Origin of the sequence: Streptomyces sp. NBC_01166, assembly GCF_045039765.1 — a bacterium.
In the GTDB taxonomy this organism is placed as follows: Bacteria; Actinomycetota; Actinomycetes; order Streptomycetales; family Streptomycetaceae; genus Streptomyces.
Genome location: NZ_CP108613.1, coordinates 2,676,058 through 2,691,608, shown reverse-complemented (window position 1 = coordinate 2,691,608; position 15,551 = coordinate 2,676,058). Strand labels below are relative to the sequence as shown.

18 protein-coding genes and 1 pseudogene are annotated in these 15,551 nt (G+C 71.1%); 6 read left to right on the top strand and 13 right to left on the bottom strand.

Translation table 11 applies throughout. The features are described 5' to 3' along the window. Window positions 1-13: 13 nt before the first annotated feature. Both OG379_RS12525 and OG379_RS12520 read right to left on the bottom strand, forming a co-directional pair. Complete coding sequence (locus tag OG379_RS12525; RefSeq protein WP_405662129.1) at window positions 14-928, bottom strand: ACP S-malonyltransferase; 915 nt, start codon at window positions 926-928, stop codon at window positions 14-16. An 89-nt stretch (window positions 929-1,017) separates the two neighbouring features. Continuing rightward, a complete protein-coding gene (locus tag OG379_RS12520; protein ID WP_161198863.1) occupies window positions 1,018-2,217 on the bottom strand; it encodes a CdaR family transcriptional regulator in 1,200 nt (399 codons plus the stop codon). 81 nt (window positions 2,218-2,298) lie between these two features. Between OG379_RS12520 and OG379_RS12515 the strand changes: the two genes are divergently transcribed. Next, window positions 2,299-2,967 (top strand): pirin family protein, encoded by a 669-nt coding sequence (locus OG379_RS12515; protein WP_405668489.1) that lies wholly within the window; start codon window positions 2,299-2,301, stop codon window positions 2,965-2,967. 2 nt (window positions 2,968-2,969) lie between these two features. Here OG379_RS12515 and OG379_RS12510 read toward each other — a convergent pair whose 3' ends face one another. From OG379_RS12510 to OG379_RS12495, 4 genes are all read right to left on the bottom strand, one after another. Further along, complete coding sequence (locus OG379_RS12510) at window positions 2,970-3,620, bottom strand: response regulator (RefSeq protein WP_405662127.1); 651 nt, start codon at window positions 3,618-3,620, stop codon at window positions 2,970-2,972. Window position 3,621: 1 nt separating this feature from the next. Beyond that, on the bottom strand, window positions 3,622-4,806 hold the full coding sequence (locus tag OG379_RS12505) for a sensor histidine kinase (protein WP_405662126.1): 1,185 nt from the start codon (window positions 4,804-4,806) through the stop codon (window positions 3,622-3,624). Window positions 4,807-4,810: 4 nt separating this feature from the next. Further along, on the bottom strand, window positions 4,811-7,024 hold the full coding sequence (locus OG379_RS12500) for an MMPL family transporter (protein WP_405662123.1): 2,214 nt from the start codon (window positions 7,022-7,024) through the stop codon (window positions 4,811-4,813). Window positions 7,025-7,141: 117 nt separating this feature from the next. Next, window positions 7,142-7,780 (bottom strand): DUF4232 domain-containing protein, encoded by a 639-nt coding sequence (locus tag OG379_RS12495; protein WP_405662121.1) that lies wholly within the window; start codon window positions 7,778-7,780, stop codon window positions 7,142-7,144. A gap of 430 nt (window positions 7,781-8,210) precedes the next feature. On the opposite strand from OG379_RS12495, the gene OG379_RS12490 reads away from it, so the two are divergent. Further along, window positions 8,211-8,789, top strand: coding sequence for a maltokinase N-terminal cap-like domain-containing protein (locus OG379_RS12490; RefSeq protein WP_405662119.1), 579 nt, complete (start codon window positions 8,211-8,213; stop codon window positions 8,787-8,789). Window positions 8,790-8,816: 27 nt separating this feature from the next. Here OG379_RS12490 and OG379_RS12485 read toward each other — a convergent pair whose 3' ends face one another. Continuing rightward, entirely contained in the window at window positions 8,817-9,179 is a 363-nt protein-coding gene (locus tag OG379_RS12485) for a hypothetical protein (RefSeq protein ID WP_405662117.1), read from the bottom strand. Between the two features lie 102 nt (window positions 9,180-9,281). Here OG379_RS12485 and sigJ point away from each other — a divergent pair, with 102 nt between their 5' ends. Beyond that, on the top strand, window positions 9,282-10,175 hold the full coding sequence (gene sigJ / locus OG379_RS12480; protein WP_405662114.1) for an RNA polymerase sigma factor SigJ: 894 nt from the start codon (window positions 9,282-9,284) through the stop codon (window positions 10,173-10,175). Here the strand turns inward: sigJ and OG379_RS12475 are convergent. From OG379_RS12475 to OG379_RS12465, 3 genes are read right to left on the bottom strand one after another with little or no spacing between them, the layout of a single operon-like run. Then, entirely contained in the window at window positions 10,172-10,549 is a 378-nt protein-coding gene (locus OG379_RS12475) for a hypothetical protein (RefSeq protein ID WP_405662112.1), read from the bottom strand. The genes sigJ and OG379_RS12475 overlap by 4 nt on opposite strands. A 58-nt stretch (window positions 10,550-10,607) precedes the next feature. Further along, on the bottom strand, window positions 10,608-11,171 hold the full coding sequence (locus OG379_RS12470) for an HAD domain-containing protein (RefSeq protein WP_405662109.1): 564 nt from the start codon (window positions 11,169-11,171) through the stop codon (window positions 10,608-10,610). Window positions 11,172-11,177: 6 nt separating this feature from the next. After that, window positions 11,178-11,606 carry a MarR family winged helix-turn-helix transcriptional regulator gene (locus tag OG379_RS12465; protein ID WP_405662106.1) on the bottom strand — a complete coding sequence of 143 codons (429 nt, stop codon included), beginning with the start codon at window positions 11,604-11,606 and terminating at the stop codon, window positions 11,178-11,180. Between the two features lie 105 nt (window positions 11,607-11,711). On the opposite strand from OG379_RS12465, the gene OG379_RS12460 reads away from it, so the two are divergent. Beyond that, window positions 11,712-12,599: an MBL fold metallo-hydrolase gene (locus OG379_RS12460; RefSeq protein WP_405662104.1), complete on the top strand. Its 888-nt coding sequence runs from the start codon at window positions 11,712-11,714 to the stop codon at window positions 12,597-12,599. A 10-nt stretch (window positions 12,600-12,609) separates the two neighbouring features. Here the strand turns inward: OG379_RS12460 and OG379_RS12455 are convergent, their stop codons facing one another. Further along, window positions 12,610-12,876, bottom strand: a complete 267-nt coding sequence (locus OG379_RS12455) for a DUF397 domain-containing protein (RefSeq protein WP_405662102.1) — start codon at window positions 12,874-12,876, stop codon at window positions 12,610-12,612. Further along, a complete protein-coding gene (locus tag OG379_RS12450) occupies window positions 12,836-13,684 on the bottom strand; it encodes a helix-turn-helix domain-containing protein (RefSeq protein WP_405662100.1) in 849 nt (282 codons plus the stop codon). The genes OG379_RS12455 and OG379_RS12450 overlap by 41 nt, the downstream gene beginning before the upstream one ends. A gap of 83 nt (window positions 13,685-13,767) precedes the next feature. On the opposite strand from OG379_RS12450, the pseudogene OG379_RS12445 reads away from it, so the two are divergent. Further along, window positions 13,768-14,175 (top strand): annotated as a pseudogene (locus OG379_RS12445) (ATP-binding protein); the annotation flags it as partial. A gap of 2 nt (window positions 14,176-14,177) precedes the next feature. Here OG379_RS12445 and OG379_RS12440 read toward each other — a convergent pair. After that, window positions 14,178-14,999, bottom strand: coding sequence for a serine hydrolase domain-containing protein (locus tag OG379_RS12440; protein ID WP_405662099.1), 822 nt, complete (start codon window positions 14,997-14,999; stop codon window positions 14,178-14,180). An 87-nt stretch (window positions 15,000-15,086) separates the two neighbouring features. On the opposite strand from OG379_RS12440, the gene OG379_RS12435 reads away from it, so the two are divergent. Continuing rightward, the gene (locus OG379_RS12435) at window positions 15,087-15,548 is read left to right on the top strand and encodes a MerR family transcriptional regulator (RefSeq protein WP_393761668.1); all 462 of its coding nucleotides are present in this window, start codon (window positions 15,087-15,089) and stop codon (window positions 15,546-15,548) included. Window positions 15,549-15,551 lie beyond the last annotated feature (3 nt).

Sequence of the window (15,551 nt, the reverse complement as noted above, 5' to 3'; positions counted from 1 at the left end):
GCTCTCGGGCTCCTTAGGCGCCTGCGTGCTCGGAGATGAGCGCGCGGGCCGCGTCGAGGTCGTCGGGGGTCTTGAGCGCGAGGGTCTTCACACCGGGCAGCGCGCGCTTGGCGAGCCCGACCAGGGTCCCACCGGGCGCGGCCTCGATGAGGGCGGTGACACCGAGCTCGGCGAAGGTCTCCATGCACAGGTCCCAGCGGACCGGGTTGGCGACCTGGCCGACGAGCCGCGAGATGACCTCGTCGCCGGTGGCGACCGTCTTCCCGTCGGCGTTCGACACGTATGTGATCTTGGGGTCGGTGACCGTCAGGGCGGTGGCGGCCTCACGCAGCTTGTCCACGGCCGGAGCCATGTGGTGCGTGTGGAACGCGCCGGCCACCTGGAGCGGCACCACACGGCGCACGCCCTCGGGCTTGTCCTCGACCAGCGCGGCGATCTGCGCCGTGGTGCCGGCGGCGACGATCTGCCCGCCGCCGTTGACATTGGCCGGGGTGAGCCCCAGCTTCTCCAGGTGCGGGACCGTGACGTCCGGGTCCCCGCCGAGGAGCGCGGCCATGCCGGTCTCGGTCACCGCTGCGGCCTCGGCCATGCCGAGACCCCGGGTGCGTACGAAACGGAGCGCCGCCTCGTCGTCGATGACACCGGCCAGCGCGGCGGCGGTGATCTCACCGACGCTGTGTCCGGCGACGACGCCGGGGGAGGCGTCCAGGGCGGCGGCGGAGAGGAGACCCGCGGCGACCAGCAGCGGCTGAGCCACCGCCGTGTCGCGGATCTCGTCAGCGTCGGCCTTCGTGCCGTAATGGGCAAGGTCGAGCCCGATGGCGTCGGACCATCCCGCGATGCGGTCGGCGGCACCGGGGAGTTCGAGCCAGGGAGTCAGGAAGCCGGGCGTCTGAGCGCCTTGGCCGGGAGCGACGAGTACGAGCACCCTCACACTCTCTCTTGTGGACGGCCCCGGATGCCCGTGGGGACAGGGACGAAGAACCGTCAGGGGAATTGTTGAAGTTCGACAAAAGTCTAGGACTGAGTGTCCCCGGCGGCCAAGCGCCCCAGGATGAGGGCGATCCGCAGCGTGAACGCGGAACGGACGTCGGAGGGTGACCAGCCGGTGACGTCGGTCACACGTCGCAGCCGGTAGCGCACGGTATTGGGGTGCACGAACAGCATCCGTGCCGCGCCCTCAAGACTGCTCGCCTGCTCCAGATACACACTCAGCGTCTCCAGAAGTGCCGAACCCGCTTCTTCGAGCGGTCTGTAGATCTCCTCCACCAGCTGATCGCGCGCGGCGGGGTCTCCCGCCATCGCACGCTCAGGAAGGAGATCGTCCGACAGGACGGGCCTCGGAGCGTCCTGCCACGCCGAGCAGGCTTTGAGACCGGCGGCCGCGGCCTGCGCGGACCGGGTGGCCGCGAGGAGGTCGGGCACCACGGGCCCGGCGACGACGGGACCGGCCGCATACGGTCCGATCAGCGACTTCGCGACGTTCAGGGGGTTGTCGCTGCCGCCCGCGATCACCACCAGACGATGACCGAGGACCCCGGTCAGGACCTGGAGCTTCGCGTGCCTGGCCGCCCGCCGGATCGCCTCCACGGTGAGTTCGCTGTCGCCCTCGGGGGCGGTGCCGAGGACGACGCACACATGCTCGGGGGAGTTCCAGCCGAGGGCGGCGGCCCGGGACACGGCACCCTCGTCCGCCTCGCCGGACAGCACCGCGTTCACCACGAGCGACTCCAGGCGGGCGTCCCACGCGCCGCGGGCCTCCGCGGCCTGCGCGTAGACCTGCGCGGTCGCAAACGCGATCTCGCGCGCGTAGACGAGGAGCGCCTCACGCAGCACCGACTCGTCGCCGGGCGCCGCGACCTCCTCGATCGCGGTCTCCATGACCTCGATCGTCGTACGCACCATCTCGACGGTCTGCCGCAGGGTGATCGCCCGCGTCAGCTCGCGCGGAGCCGTGCCGAACACATCGGTGGAGATGGCCTGCGGAGTCTCCGGGTGCCGGAACCACTCGGTGAACGCGGCGATACCGGCCTGGGCGACCAGGCCGATCCAGGACCGGTTCTCCGGTGGCATCGCCCGGTACCACGGCAGCGTCTCGTCCATGCGGGCGATGGCGTTCGCGGCCAGCCGGCCGGAGGACTGCTCCAGGCGTTTCAGGGTCGCGGCGTGGAGATGGGCGTCATGCGAGGCGGGCTGCTCAGGATCGGGTCGGGGCACGCACACAAGACTGCCTTATCGGGACAGGTGCCCGGAGGGCCGGGGCGGAAGACCGGCCGACGGGGATACCTTGGTGGCGTGATGTACGTACGCCGCTCCGGGGACCGGTTCCGCGGCGGAGACCCGGCCACGGGTGACTCCGCGGGCATCGAGACGCTGCACGCATTCTCCTTCGGGCGGTTCTACGACCCGGACAATCTGCGCTTCGGGCCGATCCTGGCCTGCAACGAGGAGCGTCTCGCCCCGGGCGCCGGCTTCGACGAGCATCCGCACAGCCACACCGAGATCGTCACCTGGGTGGTGGAGGGCGAACTCACCCACCGCGACTCGGCCTCCCGCGCCACCGTCGTACGGGCCGGGGACGTCCAGCACCTCAGCTCGGCCGCCGGGGTGCGGCATGTCGAGCGCAACGACGGGGAACACCCGCTGACGTTCATCCAGATGTGGCTGGCCCCTCTGCGGGCCGGTGGGGAGCCCTCCTACACGCACGTCGCCGGGATCGCCGATTCCACCCCCTACGCCCTCCCCGAGGCGGGCGCCATGCTCCATGTGCGCAGGCAGGCCGCGGGAGAGCGGACCGCCGTGCCCGACGCGGCGGGTGTCTACGTCCACGTCGTGCGGGGCCGCGTGCTCCTCGCGGGCGAGGAGCTGGGGCCGGGCGACTCGGCCCGGATCACGGAGTCCCGGGGGCTGGAGCTGGAGGCGCTGGAACCGGCCGAGACGCTGCTCTGGGAGCTCGCCGAGGTGTGAGGCTACGGCCTCTCCAGCAGCCCGAGTTCGAGTGCCCTGACCACCGCGTGCGTGCGGTCGCCGACGTCCAGTTTGGCGAAGACCCGCAGCAGATGCGTCTTCACCGTGGCCTCCGTGATGACCAGCCGGCGGCCGATCTCCACGTTGGACAGCCCGTCCGCCACCGCGCCCAGCACGTCCACCTCCCGTCTCGTCAGCGTCACCGGGGCCGGCATCCGCATCCGGGCCACCAGCCGCGCCGCGACGCGCGGAGCCAGCACCGTCTCGCCCCGGGACGCGGAGTGGACGGCGTCCACCAGCTGCTCGCGGGTGGCGTCCTTGAGCAGGTAGCCGATGGCGCCGGCCTCGACCGCGCGCTCGATCTCCGCGTCGGTCTCGTACGTGGTCAGGATCAGCACCCGGGTCCGGGCGGGCCCGGCGACGATCTCCGTGGTGGCGCTCGTCCCGTCGAGGACGGGCATCCGCAGATCCATCAGCGCCACGTCGGGCTCCAGCCGTTCGACGAGCCCGACGGCCGCCCGGCCGTCCTCGGCCTCGCCGACGATCTCGATGGTGGGTTCGTCGGCCAGCAGGGCGACGACCCCGGCGCGCATCACCGTATGGTCGTCCGCCACGATGATCCGGAGCCTCTTCTCCGCCGCCCCTTGCGTCATCTCAGCCCTGTCCGTCGGTGGGAATCATGGCCAGGACGCGCGTGCCGTCGCCGACCGAGCTGGTGACGGTGAGCTCGCCGCCGAGCTCGGCCAGCCGCTTGCGCATCCCGTGCAGCCCGAAGCCGTGGGAGTCCTCCGCCACGAAGCCGCGGCCGTCGTCGGTGATCTCCAGCTCCACCCCGTACGGCTGCGCGGTGAGGACCACCTCCACGGCGGAGGCCGCCGCGTGCTTGCGGATGTTGGCGAGGGACTCCTGGGTGCAGCGCAGGAGGGCGATCCGGGTCTGCTGGTCGCAGGCGACGTCCGGCAGTTCGGAGACGACGCCGATCCCGGTGTCCTCGGTGAAGCGGTCCAGGGTCCGGCGCAGGGTGTCCGCCACCGAGCCGGCGGCGACACCGCTGCGCGGGGCGGAACCGACGAGGACGCGCGCCTCGGCCAGGTTCTCGCGGGCGGTGTTCTCGATCGCGAGCAGTTGCTTCCCGCTCCGGCCCGGGTCGGTCTCCAGGCCGGATCTGGCCGCTTCCGCGAGCACGATGATGGACGCGAACCCCTGGGCGAGCGTGTCGTGGATCTCCCTCGCGAGACGCTCGCGCTCGTCCGCCGCCCCCTGGCGGTGGTGCGCCTCGACCAGCCGGAGCCGGGCGTCCTCCAGTTCGGCGTTCAGCCGGCGGGCCCGCGCGTCGGCGTCCTCGGTGATGCGGCGTACGCCCAGCCCGATCAGCACGCCGGCCGCGTAGCCGATGACCGTGAAGATCACGTTGCCGGTGAAGAACTCCCCGTCCCAGCCCTGGCGTAGGACGTTGCCGGCCACGACCCCCGCCGCGGCGGCCCCGCTGAGGGCGATCGCGGCACGCGCGCTCGTGGTGTAGATCCAGAAGTGCGGCAGCGTCACCACGAAGAGCGCCGCGCCGCCGTCCAGGAGGTACGACATCGCGCCCAGGCCCACGACGAGGACGTACAGGTAGGGGCGGGGGCGCAGGACGGGGCTGCCGGGGAACAGCCCCACCGCGCCGTACGACAGGGCGAGCACGACCAGCAGCACCAGTACCGGATACCTCGTCGCGCCGGGTGCGTCGGCGACCGCGATGGCCGGAGGGACCACGCCCAGCAGCACCCAGAACACGGCGTTCCACCGGTGCAGCGACGGTACGTCCAACTCGGTTTCGGGCTGCGGCCGTTGCTTCACCGCGTCAGCCTACTTCCGCCGGCTGACCGGCAACAGGCTCCTGGGACCGCTCCGTCCGTCCGGGGCGCCCCGGCCACCAGGCGCGTTCGCCGAGGAGCAGCAGCACCGACGGGAGGACCATGAGCCGGATGACCACGGCGTCCAGCAGGACGGCCACGGCCAGGCAGAAGCCCATCTGCTTCATCTCGGTGAGGTGCAGGGCCACGAACGCGCCGAACACCGTCACCATCACGATCGCCGCGCTGGTCACCACCTTGGCCGACCGGTTGATGCCCTCCAGCACCGCCTCCCGGGCGGACAAGCCGTTCTGTCCGGCCTCCTGGATCCGGCTGACCACGAACACCTGGTAGTCCATCGACAGGCCGAAGAGGATCACGACGAGGAACAGCGGCACCCTGGACGCGATCGCCCCGAGGGAGTCGAAGGCCAGCAGGCCCTCCGCCCATGTCCCCTGGAAGACGAGGACGAGCATGCCGAGCGAGGCGCCGGCGGACAGCAGGTTGAGCACGACGCCGATGGCGCCGATGACCACCGAGCGGAACGCCCACACGGTCATCAGGAAGGTCATCAGCAGCAGGAACCCGAGGACCAGCGGAAGCTTGTCGCTCTCGTGGGTCACGTAGTCGCGGCCCCGGGCCACGTCGCCGCTCACCCCCGTCTCCACGCCGGACAGTTGGCCGACGGTCGCGGGGATGTGGTCCTGGCGGAGGTGTCCGAGCGATTCGATCGCCTCGGCGGAGGGCGCGGGGTGGGGGACCGAGAGTTCCAGCACGCTGATCCGGCCGTCTGTCGACGTACGCACCGTGGGCTCCGCGTCCTCCGCCCGCTCCGTGAACAGCGGATCCGCCTGGACGCGCCGGCCGAGGTCCACCAGCGCCTGCTTCACCTCCGCGGCCCGCTCCGGGGTGGAGCGGCTGACGACCTCGTGCGTGACGAAGAGTTCGGGGAAGCTCCCGGTCAGCCGGTCGTAGACCTGCATGGCAGGGATGTCGCGGGAGAAGGTGTCCTTGCCCGGGTCGACGAGCTTCAGGCCGAGCGCGGGTGCCGCCAGGCCGAGCATGACGAGGACCGACAGGCACAGGGTGAGGGCGGGCCGGGTCCGGGCGGGGCGCAGAAGGGCGCCGAACACCCGCCCGGTCTCCGGCTTCCCGGCCCGGGCCGGCTTGCCGCGCTTCGCCCGGCGGGCGGCTCTCCGGGGGGCGAGACGTTCCGTACGGCGGCCTATCGTGACCAGCAGCGCGGGGAGCACGGTGAGCGAGCTGGCCACGGCGACGGCCACGACGAGGATGGTCCCGGTCGCCAGCGAGGAGAAGATGACGTCCGTGGCCAGATACAGGGTGGCGGTGGAGACGATCACGGCGAGCCCCGAGACCACGATGGCCCGGCCCGCCGTCGCCGCGGCCAGCTCCACGAGCGCTTCCGAGCTGAGCCGCCCGCCCGCGCGTGCCCGTTCCTCACGTTCACGCTTCAGGTAGAAGAGCGTGTAGTCGACGCCCACCGCCAGGCCGATGAGCAGGATGAGGTTCATCCCGACGCCGGCGTCGGGCATGACGTGCGAGGCGACCATGGACAGCCCCATCGCCGCGGCGATCGAGGAGAGCGCCAGAAGCAACGGCACGCCCGCCATGGTCACCGAGCCGAACACGATCAGCAGGGTGATGACGGTGACGGGCAGACTGATGCGTTCGGAGAGTGCGAGATCCTCACCGCGCTGGTCGTTGACGCCCTTGCTGATCGCGGGAGACCCGGTCTCCTCCACCACCAGGTCCGGGTGGTCGGCGCCCACCGCCGCCGTCTGCTCCAGGAGCGGTACGACGTTCTTCTTCCCCTCCAGCTCGGGGCCGTTCAGGACCACCGAGACCAGCAGGACCTCGCCGTCCTCCGAGCGGACGGGAGCGGCCACGCTTTCCACCTCGGGCAGGTCGCGCATCCGCGCGGTCACGTCCTGGGCCGCCGCGCCGGCGGCTGCCATGTCCAGCTGCCCCGACCTGGCCCGGATCATGATGCGCTCGGTGGGGGAGCGCTCCAGGCCGCCCTCGGTGGCCATCGCCTCGGCGCGTCCCGCCTCACCGACCCAGAAGTCCTCGGTGGTGGCCTGGTCGGTTCCCATCGCGATGCCGGCGCCGAGGCACAGGACGACGAAGGCGAACCACCCGGCGATCGCCCGCCCGGCGTGCCGGGCACTCCATCGGGCCATGCGTACAGGTAGTTGTCTCATGCCGGAAAGCCTGGCCGGAGGGGGACTGCCCCCGACACGACCTCCCGGTTGAACCTCGTGTCCACCGACCGGTGGACAACAGGGGTGCTGTCAGCGGTGGTCGGTCCGTCGCGGACGTCACTGCTTGCCGGTGCCGACGGGGTCGACCACGACCTTCTGGTCGGCGCCGTCGGCGATCTGGAGGCGGAGGGAGACCGACAGGGCCTTGGAGTGGGTCTCGTTGGGCGGGGTGATTTCGATGGCGCTGACGTACGCGCCCGTGCCCTCGGCCTGCGGGTAGTGCAGGGTGAAGCGGGTGGCCTCGCCGGGGCCGATGGCGACGGCCGGGGCGGCGAGGTCGCTGCGCTTGGCGCTGAGGGGCCCGGAGGCGTCCTGGGACCTGAGGTCGACTCCCGGGAAGCCCTTGAGCGAGCAGGTGTCGCCACCCGTGTTCGTGAGACTGACCAGGAGGGTTCCCTCACCCATGCCGGGGGAGGTGTCGAAGTCGAGGTCCGCCGTCCTGCAGGTGCCGGTGGTGATCTGCCCGTTGCCGCTGCCGGCGGCGGACGTCGTGGTCGAGTCGCCACCGCTGGTCGAGGTGTTCTCGTCGGAGTCGCCGCTGCCCCCAGAGGTTCCGGAGGCCTCGGACGAGGACGAGGCGGCCGAGGATCCCGAGTCGCTGGTGGTGGCGGCGGAGCCCTCGTTCCCCTGGCAGGCGGTGAGCGAGAGACCCGCGGTGAGGACCAGAGCGGCGAGGGTGAGGTTCTTGGTGCGCATCGTTTCTTCCTTGCGGTCGGTGCCGTCCGCCCGGTGCGAGCGAGCGTTGCTGATCATCAAGACCCGCAGCGGCCCCTGGGCCGTTCCTCCCGGCCGCCGCCTAATACATGCCCGTTACACGCGACTGCGCGGGGCGGGGTGCGGCCGCCGGTCGCGCACCGCCCGGGGCCCCGGGTCGCGCAGCGCTGCCAGGCCCGTGAAATGGGGCCCGGGCGCCCCGGGGAGCGGTGCGTCGTCATGCACCCGCCGGCGGTTTCCGGACGCCTGGCCGTGGGTGCCGGCTGCTGGGACAGACCCGTGACCCGGCGCCCCTTGAACATCATCGGCGGCACAATCTCTTCACCCGCGCCACACCTCGTGGTTCCACCGGTACGTGACCGCCCGCGGACAGCGGGGAGGATGTGGACCTACGTGATCTGAGGGAGTTCGCATGGCCGTTGTCCACCGCACCACCATGGCGCCCACCAAGCTGGAGCTGCTCACCGGCTGGCTGCCCCGGCAGGACTGGTACGTCGGCGAAACGGAGACGCCGGAACTGGCCCGGGTCGGTGGTTTCCGCCTGGACGACCCGGGGGGCGCCGTCGGGATCGAGTTCATGGTCGTGGTGGACACCACCGCGCCGGACCGCGTGGCGTACGCGGTCCCGCTGGGCTACCGGGGCGAGGTGCTGGAACGCGCCCCGGCCGAGGCGCTGATCGGTACCTCCGAGCACGGGGTGCTCGGCACCCGGTGGATCTACGACGGTGTCCACGACCCGGTCGTGACGGCGCAGTTGCATGCGCTCCTGCGCGGCGACACGATGCCGCAGCACCTGACCCGGAGCGATACCCCCGACCCGACCGTCACGGTGCACGGAGCCGGCCCCGACGACGGCCACGACGTCCGGGTCAACCGCGTCCTGCGGCCCACGGAGGCCGAGCAGGCGCCTCCCGGAGGCCTCGTCGCCGGATGGACCTGGCCGGACGGTACGGCTGCGCGGGGCGCGCTAGCGGTCGTCGCGCCGTCGTGAGAGACGGCGCGTGCCCCGGCCCCGGGGTCAGCGCCGTGCCAGCGCCAGCATGCTCAGCCCGAACATCAGCACGCCCAGGGGGAGGTGGACCGACGGTATGTGCGCGATGCCGAGCACGACCTGGGCCGAGGCGAGGACCAGGAAGCCGGTCGCGTGCAGAACGGGCCGGAGCGAGCCGCCGCCCGGCTTCCACGCCAGCACCGCCGCGAGCAGATACAGCATCGACGCCCCGTACATGACGCGGGCCCCGACGCTGTGCAGGGTCTCCCCGTAGGACGCGGTCAGCAGCAGTCCGGCGGAGACCGCCTGAAGGAAGATGGTCAGGGTCTGCAGGGTGATCGCGATCCGCAGAAACGAGAAGCGGTGCTGTGCCGTCGCCTGGGTTGCCATGGATCGGTCCCCTTTTCCCGCCCTGGGGGCAGTAGATCGATAAGGTCTCACCAGCCCGACGACGCGGGCCCGCGAAAGGTAAGGCGAGGGGGCGGCCGGGGCATGGGGACGGCGGGGACGAGTGCCGACGAGGTAGCCGGCGAGCGGCGCCAGCTGATCAATGTCGCCTATCGGTTGCTCGGTTCGCTGGCCGAGTCCGAGGACGCCGTGCAGGAGGCCTACGCACGCTGGTACGCGCTGCCGCGAAGCCGGCGGGACGAGATCGTGTCCCCAGGGGCGTGGCTGACGACGGTGACCGGCCGCATCTGCCTGGACGTGCTCGGCTCGGCACGCGCCCGGCGTGAACACTACGTCGGGGCGTGGCTGCCCGATCCGCTGCCCACCCGGGCCGAATGGGACCACGGCCACGGCACCGACCCCGCCGACCAGATGGTCCTGGACGAATCGGTGACGATGGCCTTCCTCGTCGTCCTGGAGTCGATGACCCCGGCCGAGCGGGTGGCGTTCGTCCTGCACGACGTCTTCCGCTACCGCTTCGCCGAGATCGGCGGCATCCTCGACCGGACCCCCGCGGCCTGCAAACAGCTCGCGGCCTCCGCCCGGCGGCGGGTGCGCGGAGAGCGGGAACCGGTGACGGGGGCGGGGCAGGCCGACGCGGTACGGCAGGTGAAGGAGGCGTGGGAGACCAAGAACATCGCGGCTCTCGTCGACCTTCTCGACCCGGCCGCCGTGATGACGGCCGACGGTGGCGGCATGGTGGGCACGGTCCTGCGCCCGGTCGAAGGCGGTGCCCGCATCGCCCAGTACATGGTCGCCATCGCCGACATGGCTCCGGGGCTCGAACTCGTCGAGCGGTCGGTCAACGGGGCGCCGGGCCTGGTGGCCAGGCGTGCCGGCGCCGTCATGACCGTGGCCTCGTTCGACGTCGCCGACGGCCGCGTCACCCGGATCTGGGTGGTCCGCAACCCGGAGAAACTGCGGCCGTGGGCGCCCTAACTCTTCGGCTTCTCCGCCAGTTCGTCCAGTTCACGTATGGCCTGGGCGTGGGCGCTCATCCGGCGCGAGACCGTGCCGATCGCGAAGAGTGATCCGCCGACGACCGAGACCGGTACGGAGGCCCCGAGCACGGCCAGGACCTCGGGCCAGTCGCGTTCCTTCGCGCAGTCACTGCCGGCCTCGCCCGTGTTGGCCGTGCCCCTCTCCGTGAACAGCGGGGCCTTGCAGTCGGTGGTGTCGGCCTCGTACGGAAGCATCAGCAGCATGGCGCACCAGATCCAGAGGATCGCGGCCAGGGCCAGCAGGACCAGGCCCCAGGTGCGGGTCTTCCCTGCCCGGTCCCGGAAGTCCATGTCGTAATAGTTCGATCGCATAGCCGTCGAACCTATCGGAGCCCGCGCACGGCCGGTCTGCCGGGCCTGACCAGCGGGATCAGTCCGGGAAGCGCCCCAGCCACGCTTCCAGTACGGCGAAGTCCGCGCCGGTGAGGCCGCGCCAGGCCTCGACGCGGTGGAGGAGTGCCCGCCCCGGATGGTGTGCCTCCACCCAGGCGCGGTCGGCCTCGGCGATCTCGTCGTCGACCCACGCGAAGGGGCGCCCGGCGGCCCACCGGACGAGGGCCGGAGTCTTCCAGTGGAGCCCGGACGTCCCGCCCGCGTGGGACGGCTCCGGCCAGGTCACGACGGGGAGTTCGGGCAGACCGAGCCACGGCGCGACGCACTCGTTCGCGTCGGACATCCACGTCGTGGCCCACACCAGCTCGCACGGCAACGCCCTCAGCCGGCGTCCGTGGTCGGGATCGATTCTCGCGATCAGCGGATTCGGGCCGCTCTCGCCGAAGGTGGGATATCCGTCCGGGAGTTGCTCCCGGGTCGCGCCGAACGGGATCAGCGGACCATCGACATCGAGGAACAGGACAGGGGGCGCGGAGGCGGACACGCCTGCACGGTACCGGCGTTCGGGCGCGGGTGCACCGCGATGTTTCCGGCTGCACATCCGCTCTCAGCGATGGAGGACAGCCTGTTCGAGCAGGCCCTTGAGGGCGCGTTGCTGCTCCACGGTGAGTCCGGCCAGCGGTGAGTCCTCGGCGAGGGATTCGAGGAGCCGCTCGCGGAGGTCGCCGCCTTCGGGGGTGAGCACCAGGTGCTTGGCCCTGCGGTCCGTGGGGTGCGCGCGGCGCTCGACCAGCCCCTGCTTCTCCAGCTTGTCGGCGACGAACGTCGCGTTGGAGGGCTCGCAGCTCATGCGTTCGGCTAGCTCGCGCATGGACATCGGGCCGGTCATCTCGCGCAGGGCGGTGGCCTGGGCCGCAGTGAGACCCAGGGGTACGGCGCGCGTGCGTACGTGATCGGCGATCTGCTGGGCCAGTCCGCTCACCAGGCCGCACAGCTCCCGCTCGGCGATGGCGTGCGCGTCCGGTGATGTCGTCATGGACGCATCATAGGCGATTCCATCAAGACAGTATATTTCAAGCTTGCATGATTCTAGCTTGATGTTTATGGTTGGGGTCGTCGCCAAGTGGGAGGGGCAAGGGTCATGAGTGGTAAGGCAGTTGACGAGATCGAGCGGTTCCGGCGGGCGGGCGTTGTTCGCTCGGTGTGGCTCGGGGAGACGAAAGTGTCGGTGGTCCCGGACGGTGTCGTGCGGCTCAGGCCGCGTGCGCTGCTCCCCGACACCAGCGACGACGTGTGGGCCGCGCACCCTGAGCTCCTGGACGCGTCCGGCACTCTCGCGGGGAGCCTGGGAGGCCTGCTCGTGGAGAACGGTGACCGCGCACTCCTGATCGACGCAGGGTTCGGGCCACAGGCGCTGGAGGCCGATCCGACCGGTCCACGCGGCGCCATTCACGGAGGCGCGCTCCTGGACAGTCTGGCCCAACTCGGCCGCAGGCCGGAGGAGATCGAGGCAGTGGCCTTCAGCCATCTGCACCCCGACCACATCGGCTGGGCCTGGCTTCCCGCCCAGGGGGAGTCCCGGCCCGCGTTGGCCCAAGCCGAGTATCTCGTGGCCGAGCCGGAGTGGGCCGAGCGTGCCCTGCTGGAGGAGCAGGGCATGGCAAAGGAGGTCGACGGTCTGGCTCCGCGCGTCCGCACCGTGGCCGACGGGAAGGAGATCTTCCCAGGCGTACGGGTCCGGATCGCCGTCGGTCACACGGCGGGCCACGCCGAGTTCGTCATCACCTCGGGCGGCCGCCGGCTGATCGCCTTCGGTGACGCCCTGCACTCGCCGGTCCAGGTGGGTCATCCCGAATGGTCGTCCGCGTTCGACCACGACCCGGCCCGCGCCGCCGACCATCGGCGTGCTCTCGTGGCCGAGTTGGAGGATTCCGACACGATCGGCTTCGGTATCCACTTCGCCGACGTACCGTTCGGGCACGTCCGACGGACCGGCGAGGGCCCCGCCTGGGTCCCCCTGGACGAGTGACCGGCGGGTGTCAGCGGAGCCCGTCCACGAAGGCCTGCCAGGCGTCGGTGCTCATGACGATCACGGGGCCGGCGGGGTTCTTGCTGTCGCGGACGGGGACGGATGCGGAGCAGCCGTCGGCGACCTCTACGCAATCACCGCCGGTGCTGCCGCTGTACGAGGACTTCCGCCAGGCGGCGCCGCCGGTGACGGTGCACTCGACGCATTCGCCGCCGGTGTTTCCGCTGTAGCTGGACTTACGCCACGGCGTGCTCTTCAGGTTCGGGCTGGTTGCCATAACGCTCCTCCATCACACGGGCGATCAGCGCCGCGGAATCCTCGACGGAGAGGGCTGCGGCCTGCAAGTGAGCGTAGCGGCGCGCGGCCTCTCTCGTGGTTTCGGGGTTGGCCGTCATGTGGCCGGAAATGAGGTCTTCTGTGTAGACGATGTCCGGGTCGTTGGCGAACCGCATCGCAGTGAACGACCCGGCCAGGCTCGTGTGTTCACCCGTCAAGAACGGCAGCACCTGGATCCGCATCCACCGGTGCCTCGTGAACTCCAACAAGCGCGCCAGTTGGTTCCGCATGACCTCGCGCCCGCCGATCGGCCGGTGCAGCACCGCCTCGTCCAGGATCGCCCAGGCCAGCGGCGGCTGCTCACGCTCCAGGATCCGCTGGCGTTCCATCCTGGCCGCGACCAGGCCCTCCAGGTCGTCGGGCATACCGGTGGCCAGGACCGCTCGCGCGTACTCCTCCGTCTGCAACAGCCCGTACACCAACTGCGCCTGGTACGTGGAGATGTACGTCGCCCGCGCCTCCATGTCCGCGTACGCCTGGAACCACGTCGGCAGTTGGCTCCGCAGGACCAGGCCGACCAGCCGTGAGAACACCCCGTCCGTGCCGAGCGCGGCGTCCAGGCGCTCCGAGAAGTCGCGGGTCGGGACCTTCTTCGTCGTCTCGATCTGGCCGATCAGTGAACCCGTGCAGAAGATGATCTCGCCGAGCTGGCCCTGCTTGAGGCCGACGGCCTCCCGTCGGCGGCGCAGCTCCCAGCCGTAGAAGTCCAAGGGGGATGCGCTCGGGTCGAGTGACTGCACATGGGCCACGGAGGGTGCCTCTCGCTCCAACGCCTGGCGGCGTTTGTTCCAAGTCGTAGCCGAGAGTAATCAACCCGCTGCATCCTGGTGACATGAATCACGTATCCGGCACCCGGACCGGTGACATGGAAGCGGTCTACCGTGCCGATCTCGCGATGGGCGCGCACTCGGCCCGTCATCTGCGCCGCATCCTGCGGATCTACCTCACCCGCTGGGGCCTGCTCGATGTGGCGGACGCGGCGGAGCTCGCCCTCACCGAGCTGATCGCCAACGTCGTACGGCATGTTCCCGGCCGGCGCTGCCAGACCCTCATCTTCCTGCTCCCCGCCGGGGGCGTGCGCGTCGAGGTCGCGGACGCGTGCCCCCGGCTGCCCCGCCCCGTCGACGGGGACGTGCTCGACGAGGGCGGCCGGGGGCTGCTCCTGGTGGACGCCGTCGCCGACAAGTGGGGCGTGGAGGAGCGCCGCGACGGGTGCGGGAAGACGGTGTGGTTCGAGTGCGCTCAGCGGGACGCGGCGAGCTCCGCGAGCACCGCGTCGGTGAACGGCGTCCAGACCTCGGCCGCCCACGGTCCGAAGGCCCGGTCCGTCAGCGCGACGCAGGCCGCGCCCGCCGCCGGGTCGATCCAGAGGAACGTGCCGGACTGGCCGAAGTGGCCGAAGGTGGCGGGGGATGAGGAGAGCCCGGTCCAGTGCGGTGACTTGGAGTCGCGGATCTCGAAGCCGAGCCCCCAGTCGTTCGGGTTCTGGTGACCGTAACCGGGGAGCACGCCCTTCAGGCCGGGATGTACGACGGTCTGCGCCTCCAGGACCGTACGCGGGTCGAGGAGGCGCGGGGCCTGCACCTCCGCCGCGAAGCGCACGAGGTCGTCCACGGTCGAGACGCCGTCCTTGGCCGGGGAGCCCTCCAGGGTCGTCGACGTCATGCCCAGGGGTTCCAGGACGGCCTGGCGGGCGTACTCGGCGAACGGGATCTCCGTGGCCTTCGCGATGTGGTCGCCGAGCACCTCGAAGCCGGCGTTGGAATACAGCCTGCGGGTGCCGGGAGGCGCGGTGACCCGGTGTTCGTCGAAGGCGAGGCCGCTGGTGTGCGCGAGGAGGTGGCGGACGGTCGAGCCCTCGGGGCCGGCCGGCTCGTCCAGCTCGACGGCGCCCTCCTCGTACGCCACCAGAGCCGCGTAGGCCGCCAGCGGCTTGGTCACCGAGGCCAGCGGGAAGCGGTGCGCGGTGGGACCATGGGTACCCAGGAGCGTGCCGTCCGAGGTGACGACGGCGGCTGCCGCGGTGGGGACGGGCCAGTTCTCGATCATCGCCAGGCTCTGCATGCGTATGAGCCTAACGGGAGCCGAATCCGGGGTCGCGACCCGATTACGCTTGCTTGGAGTGCACTCCAACGTTCTAGCGTGGAGGCCATGACGGTGATGGAGAGCAGTTCCGCACGGACGGACACCCGCGCTTCCGCCCCGAAGGCGCATCCACGCCCCGAGGGCCAGGACCACTACACCATCAGCGAGGTCGTCGCGTTCTGCGGGCTCACCGCCCACACGCTGCGCTGGTACGAGCGGATCGGCCTGATGCCGCACGTCGACCGCTCCCACACGGGCCAACGCCGCTTCAGCAACCGCGACCTGGACTGGCTGACCTTCGTCGGCAAGCTGAGGCTGACCGGAATGCCGGTCGCCGACATGGTCCGGTACGCGGAACTGCTCAGGGAGGGCGACCACACCTTCGCCGAGCGGCAGGAACTGCTGGAGGCGACCCGTCGCGACGTGAAGACACGGATCGCGGAACTCCAGGGGACCCTCGCCGTGCTCGACTTCAAGATCGACTTTTATGGCGGCGCCCGCGCGGCGTCGGAATCGGAAAGGGCCTGACGA

Excerpts from the sequence above, each read along its gene's own strand:
- OG379_RS12440 (WP_405662099.1), bottom strand. The coding sequence starts at position 14,999 with ATGCAGAGCCTGGCGATGATCGAGAACTGGCCCGTCCCCACCGCGGCA.
- OG379_RS12460 (WP_405662104.1), top strand. The coding sequence starts at position 11,712 with ATGAGTGGTAAGGCAGTTGACGAGATCGAGCGGTTCCGGCGGGCGGGC.
- OG379_RS12515 (WP_405668489.1), top strand. The coding sequence starts at position 2,299 with ATGTACGTACGCCGCTCCGGGGACCGGTTCCGCGGCGGAGACCCGGCC.
- OG379_RS12490 (WP_405662119.1), top strand. The coding sequence starts at position 8,211 with ATGGCCGTTGTCCACCGCACCACCATGGCGCCCACCAAGCTGGAGCTG.
- sigJ (WP_405662114.1), top strand. The coding sequence starts at position 9,282 with ATGGGGACGGCGGGGACGAGTGCCGACGAGGTAGCCGGCGAGCGGCGC.
- OG379_RS12510 (WP_405662127.1), bottom strand. The coding sequence starts at position 3,620 with ATGACGCAAGGGGCGGCGGAGAAGAGGCTCCGGATCATCGTGGCGGAC.
- OG379_RS12495 (WP_405662121.1), bottom strand. The coding sequence starts at position 7,780 with ATGCGCACCAAGAACCTCACCCTCGCCGCTCTGGTCCTCACCGCGGGT.
- OG379_RS12475 (WP_405662112.1), bottom strand. The coding sequence starts at position 10,549 with ATGCGATCGAACTATTACGACATGGACTTCCGGGACCGGGCAGGGAAG.
- OG379_RS12485 (WP_405662117.1), bottom strand. The coding sequence starts at position 9,179 with ATGGCAACCCAGGCGACGGCACAGCACCGCTTCTCGTTTCTGCGGATC.
- OG379_RS12465 (WP_405662106.1), bottom strand. The coding sequence starts at position 11,606 with ATGACGACATCACCGGACGCGCACGCCATCGCCGAGCGGGAGCTGTGC.
- OG379_RS12435 (WP_393761668.1), top strand. The coding sequence starts at position 15,087 with ATGACGGTGATGGAGAGCAGTTCCGCACGGACGGACACCCGCGCTTCC.
- OG379_RS12455 (WP_405662102.1), bottom strand. The coding sequence starts at position 12,876 with ATGGCAACCAGCCCGAACCTGAAGAGCACGCCGTGGCGTAAGTCCAGC.
- OG379_RS12470 (WP_405662109.1), bottom strand. The coding sequence starts at position 11,171 with ATGTGCAGCCGGAAACATCGCGGTGCACCCGCGCCCGAACGCCGGTAC.
- OG379_RS12500 (WP_405662123.1), bottom strand. The coding sequence starts at position 7,024 with ATGAGACAACTACCTGTACGCATGGCCCGATGGAGTGCCCGGCACGCC.